At 53.1% G+C, this 17517-nt stretch carries 15 protein-coding genes and 1 pseudogene; 10 read left to right on the forward strand and 6 right to left on the reverse strand.

The window, feature by feature from the left end:
* Positions 1–86: 86 nt before the first annotated feature.
* Entirely contained in the window at positions 87–986 is a 900-nt protein-coding gene (locus P8H26_RS11920) for a LysR family transcriptional regulator (protein ID WP_289633250.1), read from the reverse strand.
* Between the two features lie 148 nt (positions 987–1134).
* On the opposite strand from P8H26_RS11920, the gene pbpC reads away from it, so the two are divergent.
* The 4 genes from pbpC (at position 1135) to P8H26_RS11940 (ending at position 6418) form a co-directional block, all read left to right on the forward strand.
* Positions 1135–3207, forward strand: a complete 2073-nt coding sequence (gene pbpC, locus P8H26_RS11925; protein WP_289633266.1) for a penicillin-binding protein 1C — start codon at positions 1135–1137, stop codon at positions 3205–3207.
* A gap of 449 nt (positions 3208–3656) precedes the next feature.
* Entirely contained in the window at positions 3657–4508 is an 852-nt protein-coding gene (locus P8H26_RS11930; RefSeq protein ID WP_289633251.1) for a MetQ/NlpA family ABC transporter substrate-binding protein, read from the forward strand.
* Positions 4509–4755: 247 nt separating this feature from the next.
* Positions 4756–5772 (forward strand): methionine ABC transporter ATP-binding protein, encoded by a 1017-nt coding sequence (locus P8H26_RS11935; protein ID WP_308446668.1) that lies wholly within the window; start codon positions 4756–4758, stop codon positions 5770–5772.
* On the forward strand, positions 5753–6418 hold the full coding sequence (locus P8H26_RS11940) for a methionine ABC transporter permease (protein ID WP_289633268.1): 666 nt from the start codon (positions 5753–5755) through the stop codon (positions 6416–6418). Before P8H26_RS11935 ends, P8H26_RS11940 begins: the two co-directional genes overlap by 20 nt.
* A gap of 114 nt (positions 6419–6532) precedes the next feature.
* On the opposite strand, the gene P8H26_RS11945 is transcribed toward P8H26_RS11940, so the two are convergent.
* The 3 genes from P8H26_RS11945 to rpsU form a co-directional block, all read right to left on the reverse strand.
* The gene (locus P8H26_RS11945; protein ID WP_289633252.1) at positions 6533–6943 is read right to left on the reverse strand and encodes a VOC family protein; all 411 of its coding nucleotides are present in this window, start codon (positions 6941–6943) and stop codon (positions 6533–6535) included.
* A 95-nt stretch (positions 6944–7038) separates the two neighbouring features.
* Positions 7039–7896 carry a tetratricopeptide repeat protein gene (locus P8H26_RS11950; protein WP_289633254.1) on the reverse strand — a complete coding sequence of 286 codons (858 nt, stop codon included), beginning with the start codon at positions 7894–7896 and terminating at the stop codon, positions 7039–7041.
* A gap of 667 nt (positions 7897–8563) precedes the next feature.
* Positions 8564–8794 (reverse strand): 30S ribosomal protein S21, encoded by a 231-nt coding sequence (gene rpsU / locus P8H26_RS11955; protein ID WP_022712514.1) that lies wholly within the window; start codon positions 8792–8794, stop codon positions 8564–8566.
* 555 nt (positions 8795–9349) lie between these two features.
* On the opposite strand from rpsU, the gene P8H26_RS11960 reads away from it, so the two are divergent.
* The 5 genes from P8H26_RS11960 (at position 9350) to P8H26_RS11980 (ending at position 15849) form a co-directional block, all read left to right on the forward strand.
* Positions 9350–10603 (forward strand): sarcosine oxidase subunit beta family protein, encoded by a 1254-nt coding sequence (locus tag P8H26_RS11960; RefSeq protein ID WP_289633255.1) that lies wholly within the window; start codon positions 9350–9352, stop codon positions 10601–10603.
* A gap of 11 nt (positions 10604–10614) precedes the next feature.
* A complete protein-coding gene (locus P8H26_RS11965; protein WP_289633256.1) occupies positions 10615–10941 on the forward strand; it encodes a sarcosine oxidase subunit delta in 327 nt (108 codons plus the stop codon).
* Entirely contained in the window at positions 10938–13931 is a 2994-nt protein-coding gene (locus P8H26_RS11970) for a sarcosine oxidase subunit alpha (protein ID WP_289633257.1), read from the forward strand. Before P8H26_RS11965 ends, P8H26_RS11970 begins: the two co-directional genes overlap by 4 nt.
* The gene (locus tag P8H26_RS11975; RefSeq protein WP_289633258.1) at positions 13924–14481 is read left to right on the forward strand and encodes a sarcosine oxidase subunit gamma; all 558 of its coding nucleotides are present in this window, start codon (positions 13924–13926) and stop codon (positions 14479–14481) included. The genes P8H26_RS11970 and P8H26_RS11975 overlap by 8 nt, the downstream gene beginning before the upstream one ends.
* Before the next feature lie 186 nt (positions 14482–14667).
* The gene (locus P8H26_RS11980) at positions 14668–15849 is read left to right on the forward strand and encodes an alpha/beta hydrolase (RefSeq protein WP_289633259.1); all 1182 of its coding nucleotides are present in this window, start codon (positions 14668–14670) and stop codon (positions 15847–15849) included.
* Between the two features lie 15 nt (positions 15850–15864).
* On the opposite strand, the gene P8H26_RS11985 is transcribed toward P8H26_RS11980, so the two are convergent.
* Together P8H26_RS11985 and P8H26_RS11990 are read right to left on the reverse strand one after the other, a co-directional pair.
* Positions 15865–16335 carry a MaoC family dehydratase gene (locus P8H26_RS11985; protein ID WP_289633260.1) on the reverse strand — a complete coding sequence of 157 codons (471 nt, stop codon included), beginning with the start codon at positions 16333–16335 and terminating at the stop codon, positions 15865–15867.
* Between the two features lie 31 nt (positions 16336–16366).
* Positions 16367–17035, reverse strand: a complete 669-nt coding sequence (locus P8H26_RS11990; protein ID WP_289633269.1) for an HAD family phosphatase — start codon at positions 17033–17035, stop codon at positions 16367–16369.
* A 119-nt stretch (positions 17036–17154) separates the two neighbouring features.
* On the opposite strand from P8H26_RS11990, the pseudogene P8H26_RS11995 reads away from it, so the two are divergent.
* Positions 17155–17517, forward strand: a pseudogene (locus P8H26_RS11995) (homoserine dehydrogenase); the annotation flags it as partial.

Genomic DNA, 17517 nt, shown 5'->3' on the forward strand with positions numbered 1-17517 from the left:
TATATATCTCTTCCCCAACTTAGAAGAGATCAAAACTGCCTTTCTTATTCAATAGGGTAAAACCGTTGATCGATAGAAAAAATCTATCAAGTGAGCGGCATCATTACGCGTGATAAAGCCCGTGCCTCATGCAGCAGAGCCGCGATCAGCGGCGTATGCGGCTCACGCTGCGCAGCGATCAGTCCAACACTATGGCTGGCCTGCGGCTCAACAATCGGAATAGAGCGGATCGGCTCGCTAAAGCCCAGAATCTGGGAAAGATTGAGCGGCATAATGCTCGCCCATTTGCCTGTACGGATGTGAGAAAACAGCACAATCATGGAATTGGATTCCAGCGTCGGCTGCACGGTTACTCCCGCCTGCGCCAGATGCTGATTGATAATCCGGCGGTTCTGCATATCGCTTGTCAGCAGGCAAAGCGGCAGACTGCCGACCTCTGCCCATGTGACACTTTCACGCTCCGAGTACTGGCTGCCGACCGATGTAATCAGCTGATAGCTCTCGCGATAAATCGGTACAGCAGTCACTTTTCCCAGCGGCTCATTGTCCAGATAGCTGATTCCGGCATCAATATCGAAATTGTCCAGTGCAGCCAGAACCTCGACAGAGGTGCGGGAAATGATCGTAAAAGTCACATCGGGATGCTTCTCACGGAACGGCGTTGTCAGTTGTGAAACCATCGCCAGTGCGGTGGGAATTGCCGCAATACGAATATGCCCGCCAAGGCCGAAACGCGCCGCGCGCATCTCCTCTTTCATTGTGCGTGCATCACCAACAATCCGTCGCGCCCACTCCAGAACGCGCTGCCCTTCCGGCGTCAGCCCCTGAAAACGCGAACCTCGCTGCACCAGCATAACGCCAAGAGTATCTTCAAGCTGTCGTATACCGGCAGAAAGCGTTGGCTGGGTAATACCGCAATCTTCCGCCGCCTTACCGAAATGCTTTTCGCGCGCAAGCGCAATGAAATATTCCAGCTTGTCGATCATAGTGTTCCCCGTTATTTTCCGCTCTGTTATATGCAATAATATAAGGGCGGTACAATCAACCGCTCAGAATTATGCCTGCGGATACAGGCGGAGACAGCTTTTGGCCGAGACCCAGCCCCTTAAAAAATCGCGCTTGCATAAAAAGCTCATGCTCTTGAGCGGCACAGCAATCGCTTTGGCTGTAGCATGGGCCAGTCTGGAAATTCTCGACAAGGCTTTTCCGCCGCCGTTGGAAGTGGTCAGCCAGACATCTAAAGAAGTGATGGACCGTGACGGCAATCTGCTGCGCGCCTTTGCTATCCCGTCCGGCCATTGGCGGCTCGCCACCACCCATAAAGATGTAGATCCGCAATTTATCAATATGCTGATCGCCTATGAAGATCAGCGTTTCCGCGACCATACCGGCATTGACCCGCGTGCTATGGGGCGTGCTGCCGTACAGCTTGCCAGCCACGGACGCATTATCTCCGGCGGCTCCACCTTGTCGATGCAGGTTGCCCGTCTGATTGAACCGCGCACCGAGCGTTCCTTTATCGCAAAACTGCGCCAGATGGTGCGCGCTGTGCAGATTGAACGCCGCCTGTCTAAAGAAGAAATCCTTGATGCCTATCTGACGCTTGCGCCTTTTGGCGGTAATCTTGAAGGTATCCGTGCTGCGAGCCTCGCCTATTTCGGCAAAGAGCCGCGCAGGCTCACAACCTCGGAAGCAGCTCTGCTGATTGCCCTACCACAATTGCCGGAGCGCCGCCGCCCTGACCGCTATCCTGATAATGCCCGTGCAGCGCGAGATCGGGTATTGAACCGCTTGGCCGTCGTCTCGCTGATCGGCAATGACGAGGCCGACCGTGCCGCACATCTGGTTATTCCAAAACGCCGTTTAGCCATGCCTGCCCTTGCCCCGCATGTCAGCGAAACCGCATTGCGCAAAGATAGCCAAGCCAATGTGCATCATGTGACGCTCAAGCGCTCTGTGCAGCAGGCGCTGGAAACTGTGGCACTGGATTCAGCCAAACGCCTTGGCTCTAAAATCTCCGTCGCTATGGTCATGGCCGATGCGGTGACCGGTGAGATTATCGGTGAAGTCGGCTCCTCGGATTATTTTGATTCAAGCCGCTCCGGCTGGATTGATATGACCAATGTCCAGCGCTCACCCGGCTCCGCGCTCAAACCCTTTATCTTTGGTCTCGCTTTTGAAGACGGTCTGGTGATGCAGGAAACCGTAATTGAAGACCGACCGACCAATTTTTCCGGCTACCGCCCGCGCAATTTTGATATGAGCTATCAGGGCGACGTGACTGTGCGTCAGGCGCTTCAACTCTCGCTCAATGTGCCGTCGGTGCGCCTGCTGGATAGTGTCGGTGCCACACGTCTGATGGTGCGCATGCGCCGAGCACAGATTAAAACCACCCTGCCGCCGGGTGAAACACCGGGACTGGCTATCGGCCTTGGCGGGCTTGGCATCAGCCTCAAAGATCTGGTGCAGCTTTACACCGGCCTTTCCAATCGTGGCAAAGCCTCCATCATTTCCAATGGCGTGGATGAGCGCGCCAAGGATGGAACCAATATCATCAGCGGTGAACCACTGTTACAGCCAGCCGCCGCATGGCAGGTGGCCGATGTACTGGCTGGCGTTAAACCACCATTGGGTTCATTGCAACGCGGCCTCGCTTATAAAACCGGCACCAGCTATGGCTACCGCGATGCTTGGTCTGTCGGTTTTGACGGTCGCTATGTGCTGGGTGTCTGGGTCGGCCGCGCTGATAATGGTGCAGTTCCGGGTTTGAGCGGCTATGGCTCTGCCGCCCCGATCCTGTTTGAAGCTTTCTCCAAATCCGGCGTTGGCTTTACCCCGCTTAACCCTGCACCAGCCGGTACATTGCGCCTGCCGCAATCGGAATTGCCGATATCATTGCGCCGCTTCACCCCCTATCTGGCACCGCTCGTCAGCGCTTCAGCGCGGGAATCTGCGCCGCAAATTCTTTTTCCACCGGAGGGTGCGCGTGTCGAACTTTCCAGCCCGTCTGACGGCACTCTTGCACCACTGGCTTTGAAAATGCAGGGCGGCCGCGCACCGTTCCTCTGGCTAGCCAATGGCAAACCGCTGGATAAAGCCTCCCGCAAACGCTCCGGCCTGTGGCAACCGGATGGCGCGGGCTATTCCACTCTGACCGTGATTGACGCGATTGGCCGCGCCGCCAGCGTGCGGGTCTTTATCGACTAGAGCATTTCACAGTCAAGTTGGATCAACTTGACGCCCGTGATAATGCGACCAAATAAAGAATCTAGAGCGAGCGCTATGATCCAATCTGGACGTAAACCGTTCTAAAACATACTCAATGAATGCGCACTCTCACCAGCACAGATAATTTCGTCATTTCTGCCGGAGTTCGATTCCGTTTGCCGTCCTCTCTTATTACGAAACGCACAATGCTAAATATAAACATATATTTATCTGCGATAGTTTTATTCGTATTTACCTAAAATTACGCAAAAATATTCTAATAATATTAAATTCGTAGACTAAACTTCCTTGTTATCGAACATAATTCTGTGAAGAATATACTCACACAATCCACCTGCTCCCGTTTGAGTGAAAACAGGTGAGAGATATGTGAAGCAAAACCGGTCAGCGTAAGATCGCTTACTGATCAATATATAAGGAAAACAGCAATGTCGTTGTCAGATATCGCCCGCGTCAAAACCTTAATTTCGCGCCGCACCGGCATGAAACTGATGCTGCTTTCCGCCGTTGCCATGAGCGTTGCATTTGCTGCACCTCTGTCAGTTCAGGCCGCAGATCAGTCCATCAAAGTCGGCATTATGGGTGGCGAAGATGAAGACATCTGGAAAGTTGTAACCGAACAGGCTGCAAAAGACGGTCTCAAGATCGAAACAGTTATCTTCAATGATTACACCCAGCCGAATGAAGCGCTGGAGCGTAAAGAAATTGACGCCAATGCGTTTCAGCATGAGCCATATCTGAATGAGCAGATCAAACAGCAGGGCTACAAGCTTTCTGTTGCCGGCTACACCGCCCTCTTCCCAATCGGCATCTATTCCCGCAAGGTTGAAAAGCTGGAAGATCTGAAGGAAGGCGCGATTGTCGGCGTACCAAATGATCCGACCAATGAAGGCCGTGCGCTTCGCGTTCTCGAAAGCAAAGGCCTCATCAAGCTCAATCCGGATGCAGGTATTCTTGCAACCCCGATTGATATTGTTGAAAACCCTAAAAAGCTTGAAATCAAAGAACTGGATGCCGGTGTCGTCGGTCTTTCCATTGATGATCTTGATGCAGCTGTCGTCAACAATAACTGGGCTGCCAAATCTGGTCTGGATCCGGTTAAGGATGCGATCGGCTGGGAAGCAAAAGAAAACAATCCTTACCGCAACTTCATTGCGATCCGCACTGAAGACAAGGATGCAGCATGGGTCAAACCATTGATTGCAGCCTTCCAGAACGAGCCGGTGAAAGCAGAACTCGACCGCGCCTATAAAGGCACCGGTATCCCTGCCTGGGAATAAGAGCTGTCTTATCAGGCTTAAACCGCGCATAGTAACGGTCCGGATTTATCCGGACCGTTTTGCACTCTGAGCATTGCCTATTTTTTGTACTTTGCTCTAATACTATTGCCTCAATTTAAAGAAAGAGCTCGAGGATAAAGTGAATACTTCAGCTCCAATAAAGAATGCGCAGCAAAAGCTGCCCGCTTCCGCCGTCCAACCTCCCGTGGCCGGTGATGAAGTTGTCAAACTCTCCAATATTAAACGTATGTTCGGCAACACCCCTGCCGTGGATGATATTTCCCTCTCGGTCAAACGCGGTGAAATTCTCGGCATTATCGGCCGCAGCGGTGCGGGTAAATCGACGCTGATCCGTTGCCTCAACGGCTTGGAACAGCCTGACAGCGGCTCAGTCATCATTGAAGGTCAGGAAATCACCGGCCTCACTGAAAGCCAGTTGCAACCGGTGCGTCGCCGTATCGGCATGATCTTCCAGCATTTCAATCTGATGTCTGCAAAGACTGTGGCGCAGAATATTGCAATGCCGCTTAAAATTGCCGGTATTGCCAAATCTGAACGCCAGAAAATCGTTGCAGAATTGCTGGAGCTGGTCGGCCTGTCTGACCGTGCGGAGCATTATCCGGCACAGCTTTCCGGCGGTCAGAAACAGCGTGTGGGCATTGCCCGCGCATTGGCTGCCAAGCCGAGCCTGCTCTTGTCCGATGAAGCGACCTCAGCACTTGACCCTGAAACCACACAATCCATTCTGGCACTGCTCAAAGACATCAACCAGAAACTCGGCCTGACCATTCTGCTCATCACCCATGAAATGGAAGTCATCCGTAAAATTGCCGATCGCGTGATTGTGCTGGATCACGGCCGGATTGCTGAACAAGGCCCTGTCTGGGAAGTCTTTGCACGCCCTAAAGCCGAAACGACAAAAAACCTGCTGAAAATGCTTACACCTGCTCTGCCGGAAAGCATTACCGCACATCTGGTGGCAGAGCCGCAATCCACGGGAGAAGCAATCCTCCGCCTTCGTATTTCCGGTGAAGCTGCACGCAGACCGATTATCAATGACATTGCTGCAGCCTCCGGCCTCAGCGCCCGTCTTGTTCATGGCGGCATTGATACAATTCAGGGCGAACCTGTCGGCACATTGTTCCTCGGCCTGCCTGCCCGTGACCCTGCAGCTTTGCAAAAGGCTGTCGATTTTCTGAAGACAATTTGTGATGAAACGGAGGTTGCCGGATATGTTTCAGTTCCTGACACCCGCAATGCTTGATCTGCTCTGGCGCTCCCTCGGCGAAACCCTGATCATGACCGGCTTCTCCAGTCTTTTCACGCTGATTTTCGGCCTGCCGCTGGGCCTGTTGCTGATCCTTACAGATCGCAACGGCCTGATGCAGAATATTGCTCTCAACCGTGCTGTCGGTGCAGTGGTCAATGCGTTCCGCTCTGTGCCATTCATCATTCTGCTGGTTGCTCTCATCCCGTTCACACGTCTGATTATGGGCACAGCACTGGGCACATGGGCATCTATCGTGCCCCTCTCCATCGCTGCCATTCCCTATTATGCGCGTATGGCTGAAGTGTCTCTGCGTGAAGTTGACCACGGCCTGATTGAGGCTGCCCGTTCTATGGGCGCCAGCCGCTGGACGATCATCAAAGAAGTGCTGGTGCCGGAATCCCTGCCGGGGCTCATTGCCGGCTTTACTGTGACCATTGTCACCCTGATCGGGGCATCTGCTATGGCCGGCGCAATCGGTGCAGGCGGCTTGGGCGATCTGGCAATCCGCTATGGCTACCAGCGTTTCAACTATCCGATCATGGCAGCTGTTGTGGCCGTGCTGATTGTTATGGTTTGCCTCATCCAGTGGATCGGCGACCGGCTGGTGCAAAAAGTCGATAAACGTATCGTCAAACGCTAAACCAAGACAAAATCCGGAGCGTGTGCCGTGGGGACGACTAAAACAACATGCTCTGGATGTACAGAAGGCCGGTTTTTAAACCGGCCTTCTTGCATTTGAACCAAAGCTTATGATTTACGCATGCTTCTCATGCACGCCGACTTCAACCGTATTACCATCAGGATCAAAGACCAGAGCCGCGAAATATCCCATTTCCTTCGGCCCCTGATACGACGGCGTACCACACTCGCGCCCGCCATGTTGCAGAGCAGCCTGATAAAAGGCCTCAACCTGTTCATGGGTTTTCGCACTGAATTTCAGGTGCAGATGCTGCCCCGGCTGAAACGCCGGTTCATCACCGGCATCAGGTTTTGCGGCAACAATGCGCAAAAACGGCAAAGGACTGCGGGCATTTCCGCTGACAAAAAATACTGTATCGGCCGTCTGCAATACTCGAAGCTCCAGCGGCGTCATGCTGCCGGAGTAAAAACGAAAGGATGCCGGAATATTCCGGCTCTCAAAGCCGATATGATCAAATAAAGACATAACCAATAATATAGACAGCTTCTGCAATAAGAAAAGAGCCGCCGGATATTACATCCTGCGGCTCTTTAACTTACCATATCCGGTGAATATACAACTTAGCGTGTGCGGCTCAGACCGTCTTTCGCAGGCTTATATTGCGGATCAAGCTGCACAGCGCGGGCATAGGAAGCCGCAGCACGTTTCTTATCACCGCGATGCTCATAAACCAGCGCCTGATTAGCCCAGCTTTCAGCCACTTTGTCATCAAGCCCGATTGCCGTATTGAAGTCGTCAAAGGCATTGTCGTAATCGCCGAGCGCCGCATAGGAAATACCACGACCATTATAAGGCTCAGGCGCATTTGACTGCAGGGACGCTGCTGCCGAGAAATCTTCAATCGCCTGTTTATGCTGACCGCGCGCCTGATAGATCAGACCACGATTGTGATAGGCACGGCCGTCCGTCGTATCCAGCTGGATTGCACGGTTGAAGTCCAGCATGGCCTCATCGAGACGCCCCGCCTGACGATAAACATTGCCACGGCCGATATAAGCGGCATCATATTGCGGATTGATCTGAATGGCACGGCTGTAATCCTGCACAGCTGCTGCATCATTTTTCAGATAACGCTGAATGAGCGCACGATTGGCATAGGCCTGATAATAATTTGCATCGAGCTGAATAGCTGTATCAAAATCTTTCATCGCCTCACGGTAGCGTCCTGCCTTACCATAGGCTGAACCACGCACGTTAAAGCTCTCAGGATTGCGCGGGTTACTCTGGATAACATTTGTCAGCGAACCAATATTTTCGCTTGAGCCCTGCGCCAGATCAACTGGTGTCAGAATGGAGTTGGAAGTGCTTTGACACCCTGCCAGAGCAAGAACCGCACAGGATGCTGCGGCCAGCAGGCTTTTGCGCAATATGTGACGCTGGCTGCGCAGAGTCAGACTTACACTTACCAAAGATGCCATTCATGCACTCCTCAAAAGCAGTATTATAAGTCTTCTCTTAGCAGAGAACCGCTAAAACTGCATATCATTAATTACAGCAGGTCAGAGCGTTACCGCTCAGGTTAAAGCATTTCGTGCGTATAAATGACCTAAGGGAACAGTCACGGCATACGGCAATATAGAGTTAGATCGAGCCGCGGGTGCGATAGACGCAACACGTTCCAGCCCTGAATACCCACTCTGTCTTTTCGTGTAGCGCAGTCGTAAGCAGATCACAGCGGGATAAGTCATCAATCCGGTGGAGTGATTTTCCGCGAAGGCGGTAACCCGCCCTTAATCAAACAGCTATGATTGCGCCACACAGAAAAAGGCGGCAGTGAATACTCACCCCACCTTAAAACTGTTTTTCAGCGATGCAAACATATCTGCACGTTCAACTTTTACAATAAAGCTTTACATTCCATCAGATCGTATGATCTGCCCGCAAAGCCTGTATAAAAACAGAACCGTATATAAAGCAAAACGCACGATCGTGAGATCATGCGCAAGCTAAATCAGTATATCTGATCTGAGGCTACACAACCATCGGGTGCGTAACCGGCAGACTTAGCGAGCCGCTCTACGCGACCTGCAATTAACTGGCCGCCAAGCAGCAAACTAGTTAACTGGTCGCTGAGCGACCGGCTAATTAACGAGCCGCTACGCGACCGCCGCCTACCAGACCTTCACGCTGTGCGCGCTTACGAGCCAGCTTACGGGCGCGACGAACGGCTTCTGCCTTTTCGCGAGCGCGCTTTTCAGATGGCTTTTCATAATGACCGCGCATTTTCATTTCGCGGAAAATACCTTCACGCTGCATCTTTTTCTTAAGAGCGCGGAGAGCCTGATCAACATTATTATCGCGTACGAGTACCTGCACGTGTAATCCCGTTCCGTTTCAGTTAGATTTTCAGTTTAGCCTGAAGGCATCGGTGAGCCTCAAAGACAACTCAGTCTGGCAGTTCCGCTAGGGAGCCGTCTGATGGCTGGAAATCTTAAGACTTCGCAACGGCCTTCCGATGCAAATTCGAGTGCCGTTTAACAGTCTCCGGCGTAATTGTCCACACAGAATCCGTAACACAGCGCCCTATCAGGCCTTATCAACCTCATTATTACAGTTTTAACCGTAAAAATCACGTTTTATTTGTATTTTTCTGTGCGGGAGCTGCATCGTTTTTGAACGACAAGTGAAAATTTCATCCGGCATTTTACACAGATTCTCTGTCATTTTTATGTATCCCGCAGCAGCAGAACAAAGTGAGTCCTTCATGCAGCTATCCGATGATCATGCGGAGATGTTTCTGTCGTTTTTCAGCAAACAAAAACCGCATGATACGCCAAAACCCGTCGCAAAATGGCAAAGTTGGTGTCGGCATATGGTTTATCTTTAAACCAACAGGCGGAAAAATCTTCCGCGCCCAGATAAGGGGACATTATGCGTAAGTTTTCAGTATTTGCAGTTGCCCGTGAAGCACTGCGCGGTAATAAAGGCTGGGAGCCGCAATGGGCTTCGCCTGAGCCGCGCGCTCACTATGACGTGATTATTGTCGGCGGCGGCGGCCACGGTCTGGGTGCCGCCTATTATCTGGCCAAAGAACACGGCATCACCAATATTGCAGTACTGGAAAAAGGCTGGATCGGCGGCGGCAATACCGGCCGCAACACCACAATCATCCGCTCGAACTATCTCTATGAAGAGAGCATGAATATCTATGAGCATTCGCTCAAGATGTGGGAAGGTCTGTCGCAAGACCTCAATTACAACGTCATGTTCTCACCGCGTGGCGTGCTGATGCTGTCGCACAATATCCATGACAAGCAATCCTTCAGCCGCCACATCAATGCCAACCGTCTTTATGGCATCGACAATGAATGGCTAACACCGGAGCAAGCCAAGGCCTATTGCCCGCCGCTGAATATTTCACAAAATTCCCGCTATCCGATCAATGGCGCAGCACTTCAGCGTCGCGGCGGCGTTGCCCGTCACGACGCGGTGGCGTGGGGCTATGCCCGCGCGGCTTCCGACCGTGGTGTGCATATTATCCAGAATTGCGAAGTCCTTGGCATCCGTCGCAATGCAGACGGCAGTGTCAGCGGTGTTGAAACCAATCGCGGCTTTATCGGCGCCAAAAAAATCGGCGTCTCCGCCTCCGGCCACTCCTCGGTCATCATGAATATGGCTGATGTACGCGTGCCGCTGCAAAGCTCCCCGTTGCAGGCGCTTGTTTCTGAACCGATGAAGCCGATTGTTCCATGCGTGGTCATGTCCAATGCGGTGCATGCCTATATCTCCCAGTCCGACAAGGGCGAGTTCGTGATCGGCGCTGGCACCGATCAGTATAATTCCTACTCCCAGACCGGCGGCTTGCAGATCATCACCCATACGCTGGATGCGATCTGCGAATTGTTCCCGATGTTCCGCCGCGTAAAAATGATGCGCCAATGGGGTGGTGTGACTGACAACACTGTCGATCGTGCGCCGATCCAGAGCAAAACGCCTGTGCCGAACTTGTTCGTCAATGCAGGCTGGGGCACCGGCGGTTTCAAGGCAACACCGGGTTCCGCCCATCTGTTCGCCCATCTGATTGCCCGTGGTGAGCCGCACCCGCTGGCCGCAGGCTTCACGCTGGATCGCTTCCGCACCGGCCGCCTGATCGACGAAGCCGCCGCCGCCGCTGTAGCCCACTAAGGATAATTATCATGCTTTTGATCCATTGCCCTTATTGCGGCGAAGACCGCTCAGAGCTGGAATTCCGTCATGCTCATGATGCTCATATTGCCCGTCCGACCAATATAACCGAACTCAGTGACGAAGAATTCGTTGAGTTTCTCTATTGGCGCGACAATCCCAAAGGCGTGATCTTTGAACGCTGGCGGCATATTCACGGCTGCGGTCGCTTCTTCAATGCCGCACGCGACACGGTGAGCGACAGGTTTCTGCTCACCTATAAAGCCGGAGAGCCGAAACCGGATCTCAGTAAACTCACACAGACGAACAGTGTTGCGGCCAAGGAGAGTGGTAAATGAGCGGCTCAAAACGCATTACTGGCAAAGGCCGTCTGACACCGGCGAAAACCGCACGCTTCACCTTTGACGGCAAGACCTATACGGCACTGACAGGTGATACTGTCGCTTCTGCGCTGCTTGCCCATGATATTCACCTAATCGGGCGCTCATTCAAATATCACCGTCCGCGCGGCTTTTTGTCCGCAGGGCCGGAAGAGCCGAATGCACTGCTGGATATTTCCCGCGACAAAGCCCATCGCCAGCCGAATGTGCGTGCAACCGTGCAGGAAGTCTTCGACGGCATGCACTCAGAATCGCAAAATCGCTGGCCGTCGCTGTCTTTCGACATTGGCGCAGTGAATGATCTGTTCTCGCCTTTCTTCGGTGCAGGCTTCTATTACAAGACCTTTATGTGGCCGAGAAAAGCGTGGGAGAAGGTCTACGAGCCGATTATTCGTCGCGCTGCTGGTCTTGGTGTAACACCAACAGAACCCGATCCTGACCGCTATGCAGGCCGCTATGAGCATTGCGACGTACTGGTTGTCGGCGCAGGTGTAGCAGGCTTAAGCGCAGCTCTGGCTGCTGCCCGCACCGGAGCCAAAGTCATTCTCTGCGATGAACAGCCTGAGGTTGGCGGTGCCCTGCACCATGAAAACGGCACCAAGATCGACGGGCAAGATGGTTTTGCGTGGGCGCAGGCGACAGCGGTTGAACTCAATGCAATGCCGAATGTGCGCGTACTCACCCGCACCACGGCTTTCGGCTATTACAACCATAATTTCGTGGCTTTGGCCGAACGTGTCAGCGATCACATCGCGCTGCCGGAGAAAAACACCGCCCGTGAGCGCCTGTGGCAGGTGCGTGCCAAGCGCGTGATTCTCGCCAATGGCTCTATTGAACGCCATATGGTCTTTGCCAATAATGACCGTCCGGGTGTGATGCTGGCCTCGGCTGCCCGCACTTATCTCAATCATTTCGGTGTGGCTGTCGGCTCGCATGTCGGCGTTTTCACTAGTCATGACAGCGCCTATGAAGCCGCCTTTGATCTGAAAAATGCAGGCGTTGATATTCCGGTGATTGTCGATGCCCGCGCCCATCCGGGGGAAGCGGTGCTGGCAGAAGCCCGCCGGTTGAATATTCCGGTACTGACCAATCATTGTGTGCTGACCGTTGGCGGAAAACTACGGGTCAAATCCATGACGGTTGCTACCAATGGCGCAAAATCAGGCCGCAAATACACAATTGATGCGCTGATTACCTCCTCCGGCTGGACACCATCCGTGCATTTATTCTCGCAATCGCGCGGCAAGCTGCGTTTTGATGATGCACATCAGCGCTTCCTGCCTGATATCTATGCGCAGCCTTCTGTCAGTATCGGCACCTGTAATGGGACGGATGATCTGCAGGCAACCATTGATGAAGCCATTGCGGCAGGCACCTCTGCCGGTATTGCAACCGGCGGCAAAGCCAATGGCACAGCCAGCATCAACGGTACCACAGCCTATAGCTGGAGCGGTGGCATGGTCGGCGCGACGGCCGGTGCAGGCCCCGACAGCAATGTGAAAGCCTTTATCGACTTCCAGCACGATGTCTGCGCCAAGGATATCCGCAATGCCGTGCGCGAAGGCATGCACTCTATCGAGCATATCAAACGCTTCACCACCAACGGCATGGCATCCGATCAGGGCAAAATGTCCAATATGCACGGACTGGCGATTGCTTCGGAAGCGCTCAACAAGCCGATCCCGCAGGTAGGCCTTACCACCTTCCGCCAGCCCTATACGCCGGTGACTTTCGGCACGCTGATCAATTCCTCGCGTGATCATCTGTTTGATCCGGCACGCCAGACAGCCCTGCATCAGTTTGAAGAGAAAAACGGTGCAGTCTATGAGGATGTCGGCAACTGGAAACGCGCATGGTATTATCCGCAGGCCGGTGAAACCATGCATGATGCGGTTTCCCGCGAGTGCAAAACCGTGCGCGAAGTGGCCGGTATTTTTGATGCCTCCACCTTGGGCAAGATCGAGGTTGTCGGCCCCGATGCGGCTGAGTTCCTCAATCTGATGTATACAAACGCGTGGGATACACTGAAACCGGGTCGTTGCCGCTATGGTATCATGACCGGTGAAGACGGTTTCGTGATGGATGATGGTGTCGTCGGCCGCATGGCACATGACCGCTTCCACGTTACCACCACAACCGGCGGCGCACCGCGTGTTCTCAACCATATGGAGGATTATCTCCAGACCGAGTTCCCGCATCTCAATGTCTGGCTGACATCAGCCACAGAGCAATGGGCGGTGATTGCCGTTCAGGGGCCGAAAGCCCGTGAGATCATTGCGCCATTTGTTGAAGGCATTGATATTTCCAACGAAGCCTTCCCGCATATGAGCGTGGCTGAAGGTACATTCTGCGGCGTGCCTACCCGTCTGTTCCGCATGTCCTTTACCGGCGAGCTGGGCTTTGAAATCAACGTCCCTGCCGATTACGGCCAGTCCGTGCTGGAACAAGTGTGGGAACGTGCAAAGTCTATGGGCGCGTGCCTCTATGGCACGGAAACCATGCACGTTCTTCGCGCCGAAAAAGGCTATATCATTGTCGGTCAGGATACGGACGGTACTCTGACGCCGCATGATGCAGCGGTCGGCTGGGCAGTCTCGAAAAAGAAAACCGACTTTGTTGGTATCCGTGGTATGCGCCGCCCTGATCTGGTGGCCGAAGGCCGCAAACAACTGGTCGGGTTGTTGACCAAGAACCCGAACACAGTGCTGGATGAAGGCGCGCAGATCGTTGCCGATCCGAACCAGCCGAAGCCAATGAAAATGCTCGGTCACGTCACCTCCTCTTACTGGTCGTCCAATCTCGGACGCTCCATTGCGATGGCTGTAGTGCATGACGGATTTAATCTGCATGGCAAAACTCTGTTCGTGCCGATGTTGGATCGTGTGATTGAAGTTGAAGTAACCGGCCCCGTCTTTATTGACGAAAAGGGAGAGCGCCTGCATGTCTAATTCCGAAGAAAAAGCACAGCGCGTCACTGTTCTGGGCAACCGTCGTGCCAGTAACGGTTCGGTGCAAATCACTCCGGCAGAACCGGCAGAGCGCATTTCACTGCGCGCCCGTGCCAATGATGTTGCAGCCCTGTCCAAAGCCCTTGGCGTCACCCTGCCGCAGAAACCAAAACACAGCGCCACCAAAGGCAAACGCTCGGCGCTGTGGCTGGGGCCTGATGAATGGCTGGTGATCGATACCGGCGGACAATCACCTTTCGCAGATCTGCAAGGCGTTGAAACGCTGCACGCCGCCACCGATGTGTCTCACCGCAATATCGGCATCATCATTTCCGGCGAAGGCGCAGAGGCAACCATCAATGCCGGTTGTCCGCAGGACTTGTCGCTATCGGCATTTCCCGTCGGCGCAGCTTCCCGCACTATCTTCGGCAAAGCTGAGATTGTACTATGGCGTCTCTCAGAAACAGAATTCCGACTGGAATGCTGGCGCTCCTTCGGCACCTATGTTTTCGGCTTGCTGAGCGAAGGGGCACTGGATGCGGCTGTTTAAGCCGGTTCTCTCAACGTCCTGAAACTGTCATAATTCCATCTTATAGCACCGCGTCTCCCCTGAGACGCGGTGCTTTTATTTGAGCAAACATCAATAGCTTTAATGTGATTGTTCATTTACAGCAGGCCGCTCTAAAGCATCTTTTGCGCCGCATTGCCCTCTTCTGTTTTGACAAGCACCATTTTCATGACCATTCAAAAACGCCTCATCATCAATTTCACAGGTTATGAAGGACTGCACCCTAAAGCAGTGCGCGTGCGTCATCGCAAGGTCATGAGCGATTTTGACAAGCTCTGGGGCACAAAAACCGCAATATCGCCAATGCTGGACACTGCCAACGGCAGCGGCACCATGCTGGTGACCGCCAAAGGTGAAAACTGGGAAACGCAAAGCGCGTTTTGTCAGTTCGGCACCGCAGATATTTTCGATGAATATGCAGCGCGTTCCCTGCCACACCGCTTGTTCACCGGCAGTCGCGCTTTTCTGAACATTCTCTTCACCGGCACTTTATGGCGTTACGCCCGCACCAGCTGGCGCTTTGTCATGTTTTTCATGTGGCCGTTTCTGATGGTGCTGGCCATGCTGGCCTTAACGCTTGGCATCACAGCAGCACCGGTACTAGCCGGTTTGTCACCACTGCATATGCTCTGGTCGTTACCGCTGGCGCTTGGCATTTGCTACGGACTGATACGGGCACTCGATGAAAAACTCTTCATCTCCTATCTGCTCGACGACTGGTCAGCCGCCTATGACCGAATTTATGATAAGAGTGTCAGCCTGCGCCAACGTAAACATGCTTTCGCGCAGATGCTCGCAGAAAAGCTGCGCAGTAGTGATGCCGATGAAGTCATCATCATGGGACACAGCCTCGGCACAGTACCGGCGATAGAAGCACTGGCTGAAGTCTGGCGCACTGAGCCGGAACTCCTGCGTAAACAGCCGGTCTCTTTGCTTGCTGCCGGTTCCTGCCTGCTGATGATTGCTCTGCACCCACGCGCCAAAACCCTGCGGGAAGATGTACGCGTGCTGCTCAATGACAGTCCGGTTTTCTGGGCAGAGTTTCAGGCACTGACAGATATCATCCATTTTTACAATTCAGAGCCTGCCAAGGCGCTGAAGATTCAAACAGGCAATCCACCGCTGATCAGCCATATCCGGTTCAAACACATTCACTCCCCTGCCCGCTACAAACAGGCCAAGGGCAATTTCTTCAAAATGCATTTGCTGTTTATTTCCGGCAGCCAGAAGAAAAACGCCTATGATATCGGCATGTTCCTGCATGGGCCCTTTGCACTCAAAGAGTTGCTGACCGATTACCCCGATCAGCCTGCACCGCTTGAAGACATCAGCAACAAAAAAGCCCGCTAAAAGCGGGCTTTTTTATTATTCTTGCGGAGGAACAACAGCGATGGTCAACCACCGTGCAGTCAAAGCCGGCTTGACCAGTCCTTCCACTTCCAGTGTCACGTCATAATGATTGACCACACGACCGGAAGGACGGATATCGGCATCAGCCAGTTTGAAACGGGCACGCACACGGGTACCGGTTTTCACCGGCGACATGAAACGCACACTGTCAAAGCCGTAATTAATGCCCATCGTTGCGCCCTGCAGCATCGGTAGCGCTTCAAACGCCAAAGTCGAAAGCAATGAAATCGTCAGAAAACCATGAGCAATCGTGCCGCCGAAAGGTGTTTCTGCCGCACGCACCGGATCCACATGAATAAACTGATGATCATCCGTTGCATCCGCAAACTGGTTGATCATATCCTGTGTGACCACACGCCACTCGGAGCAGCCGATTTCTGTACCGATTGCTTCACGCAGCTGATCCAGAGTAATCGCATCTTTCATTGCTATAGACCTTTATGATGGATTCGCACTTTCAGAGAATATTATTCTCTATGTCTTTCCAGCTGCTATAAACCGCTTTTGCACCTTTTTCCAAAAGCTTTTGCCTATGTCCCGCATAAGTATGTCCGCCACCGGTATAACCGATTGCTGTCATGCCTGCGGCAACCGCACCTTCGACACCGAAGGGTGAATCCTCGAACACAACGCAGCGTGCCGGATCAGCACCGAATTTCTCTGCGGCAAACAGGAACAAGTCCGGTGCAGGCTTGCCACGCTTTACCATAGTGGACGAATACAAAGCGCCATCGAAAGCATTGACCAGACCGGTTTTATCCAGACTAAAGGCAATCCGCTCCGGCGAAGAGGACGAGGCAACACAGCTGCGGGTCTTCAGGCGCTCCAGCACACCGGCAATGCCATCACAAGGCTGCAAGGCTTCTGCGAAAACACGATGCGTTTCCGGCCAAAGCTCGCCCTGTGCTGCTTCCGGCAAATAATGCCCTGTCAAATCGCCGATCAGACGGATAATATCGGCCTGTTTCATCCCCACACCTTTGGCTACCGTGCCATCGGGAATAGGCATATCATGGCGGGCATAGACATTATGATAAGCCAGCGCAGCCAGCGGCTCGCTATCGACCAATACGCCGTCACAATCAAAAATAACGAGATCCCATTCAGGCTTTTTCACGCTATCCAACACTCTTACAACTCCTGCTCTGTCATGCCCTTATAGATTGAAATCCAATCTAATTTTTAATACGTGTCAATATCAGGCGGGTTTATCGCCCGCAAAACAATAAACGCGGAGGACTATTCATGCCCACCAATGTAGCGCTCACAGGTCTGGCTCGTGATATGCAAGCCCGTGCCGATACCGGCAAACCTATTCGTATCGGCCTGATCGGCTGCGGCGAAATGGGAACAGATATTGTGACCCGTGTCGCGCATATGCCGGGCATTGAAATCGGTGCGATTTCGGAAACCAATCCTGCGCGTGCCTTGAAAGCCGCCGAGATCGCCTATGGCGAACAAGGCCATGCCCGTGAAATCAAATCGGGCTCTGATCTGAGTCTCGCACTCGAAGCCCATAAGATTGCGGTAACGGATAATGCAGACCTCATTCTCAATAATGACCTGATTGACGTTGTGATTGATGCAACCGGTATTCCGGCCGTTGGC

This window comes from Pseudochrobactrum sp. sp1633 (assembly GCF_030376605.1).
Taxonomy (GTDB): Bacteria; Pseudomonadota; Alphaproteobacteria; order Rhizobiales; family Rhizobiaceae; genus Pseudochrobactrum.

What these genes read in the sequence shown, in the direction of transcription:
- P8H26_RS11920 (WP_289633250.1), bottom strand. Translation starts at nt 986, where the DNA reads ATGATCGACAAGCTGGAATATTTCATTGCGCTTGCGCGCGAAAAGCAT.
- pbpC (WP_289633266.1), top strand. Translation starts at nt 1,135, where the DNA reads ATGCTCTTGAGCGGCACAGCAATCGCTTTGGCTGTAGCATGGGCCAGT.
- P8H26_RS11930 (WP_289633251.1), top strand. Translation starts at nt 3,657, where the DNA reads ATGTCGTTGTCAGATATCGCCCGCGTCAAAACCTTAATTTCGCGCCGC.
- P8H26_RS11935 (WP_308446668.1), top strand. Translation starts at nt 4,756, where the DNA reads ATGTTCGGCAACACCCCTGCCGTGGATGATATTTCCCTCTCGGTCAAA.
- P8H26_RS11945 (WP_289633252.1), bottom strand. Translation starts at nt 6,943, where the DNA reads ATGTCTTTATTTGATCATATCGGCTTTGAGAGCCGGAATATTCCGGCA.
- P8H26_RS11950 (WP_289633254.1), bottom strand. Translation starts at nt 7,896, where the DNA reads ATGGCATCTTTGGTAAGTGTAAGTCTGACTCTGCGCAGCCAGCGTCAC.
- P8H26_RS11960 (WP_289633255.1), top strand. Translation starts at nt 9,350, where the DNA reads ATGCGTAAGTTTTCAGTATTTGCAGTTGCCCGTGAAGCACTGCGCGGT.
- P8H26_RS11965 (WP_289633256.1), top strand. Translation starts at nt 10,615, where the DNA reads ATGCTTTTGATCCATTGCCCTTATTGCGGCGAAGACCGCTCAGAGCTG.
- P8H26_RS11970 (WP_289633257.1), top strand. Translation starts at nt 10,938, where the DNA reads ATGAGCGGCTCAAAACGCATTACTGGCAAAGGCCGTCTGACACCGGCG.
- P8H26_RS11975 (WP_289633258.1), top strand. Translation starts at nt 13,924, where the DNA reads ATGTCTAATTCCGAAGAAAAAGCACAGCGCGTCACTGTTCTGGGCAAC.
- P8H26_RS11980 (WP_289633259.1), top strand. Translation starts at nt 14,668, where the DNA reads ATGACCATTCAAAAACGCCTCATCATCAATTTCACAGGTTATGAAGGA.
- P8H26_RS11985 (WP_289633260.1), bottom strand. Translation starts at nt 16,335, where the DNA reads ATGAAAGATGCGATTACTCTGGATCAGCTGCGTGAAGCAATCGGTACA.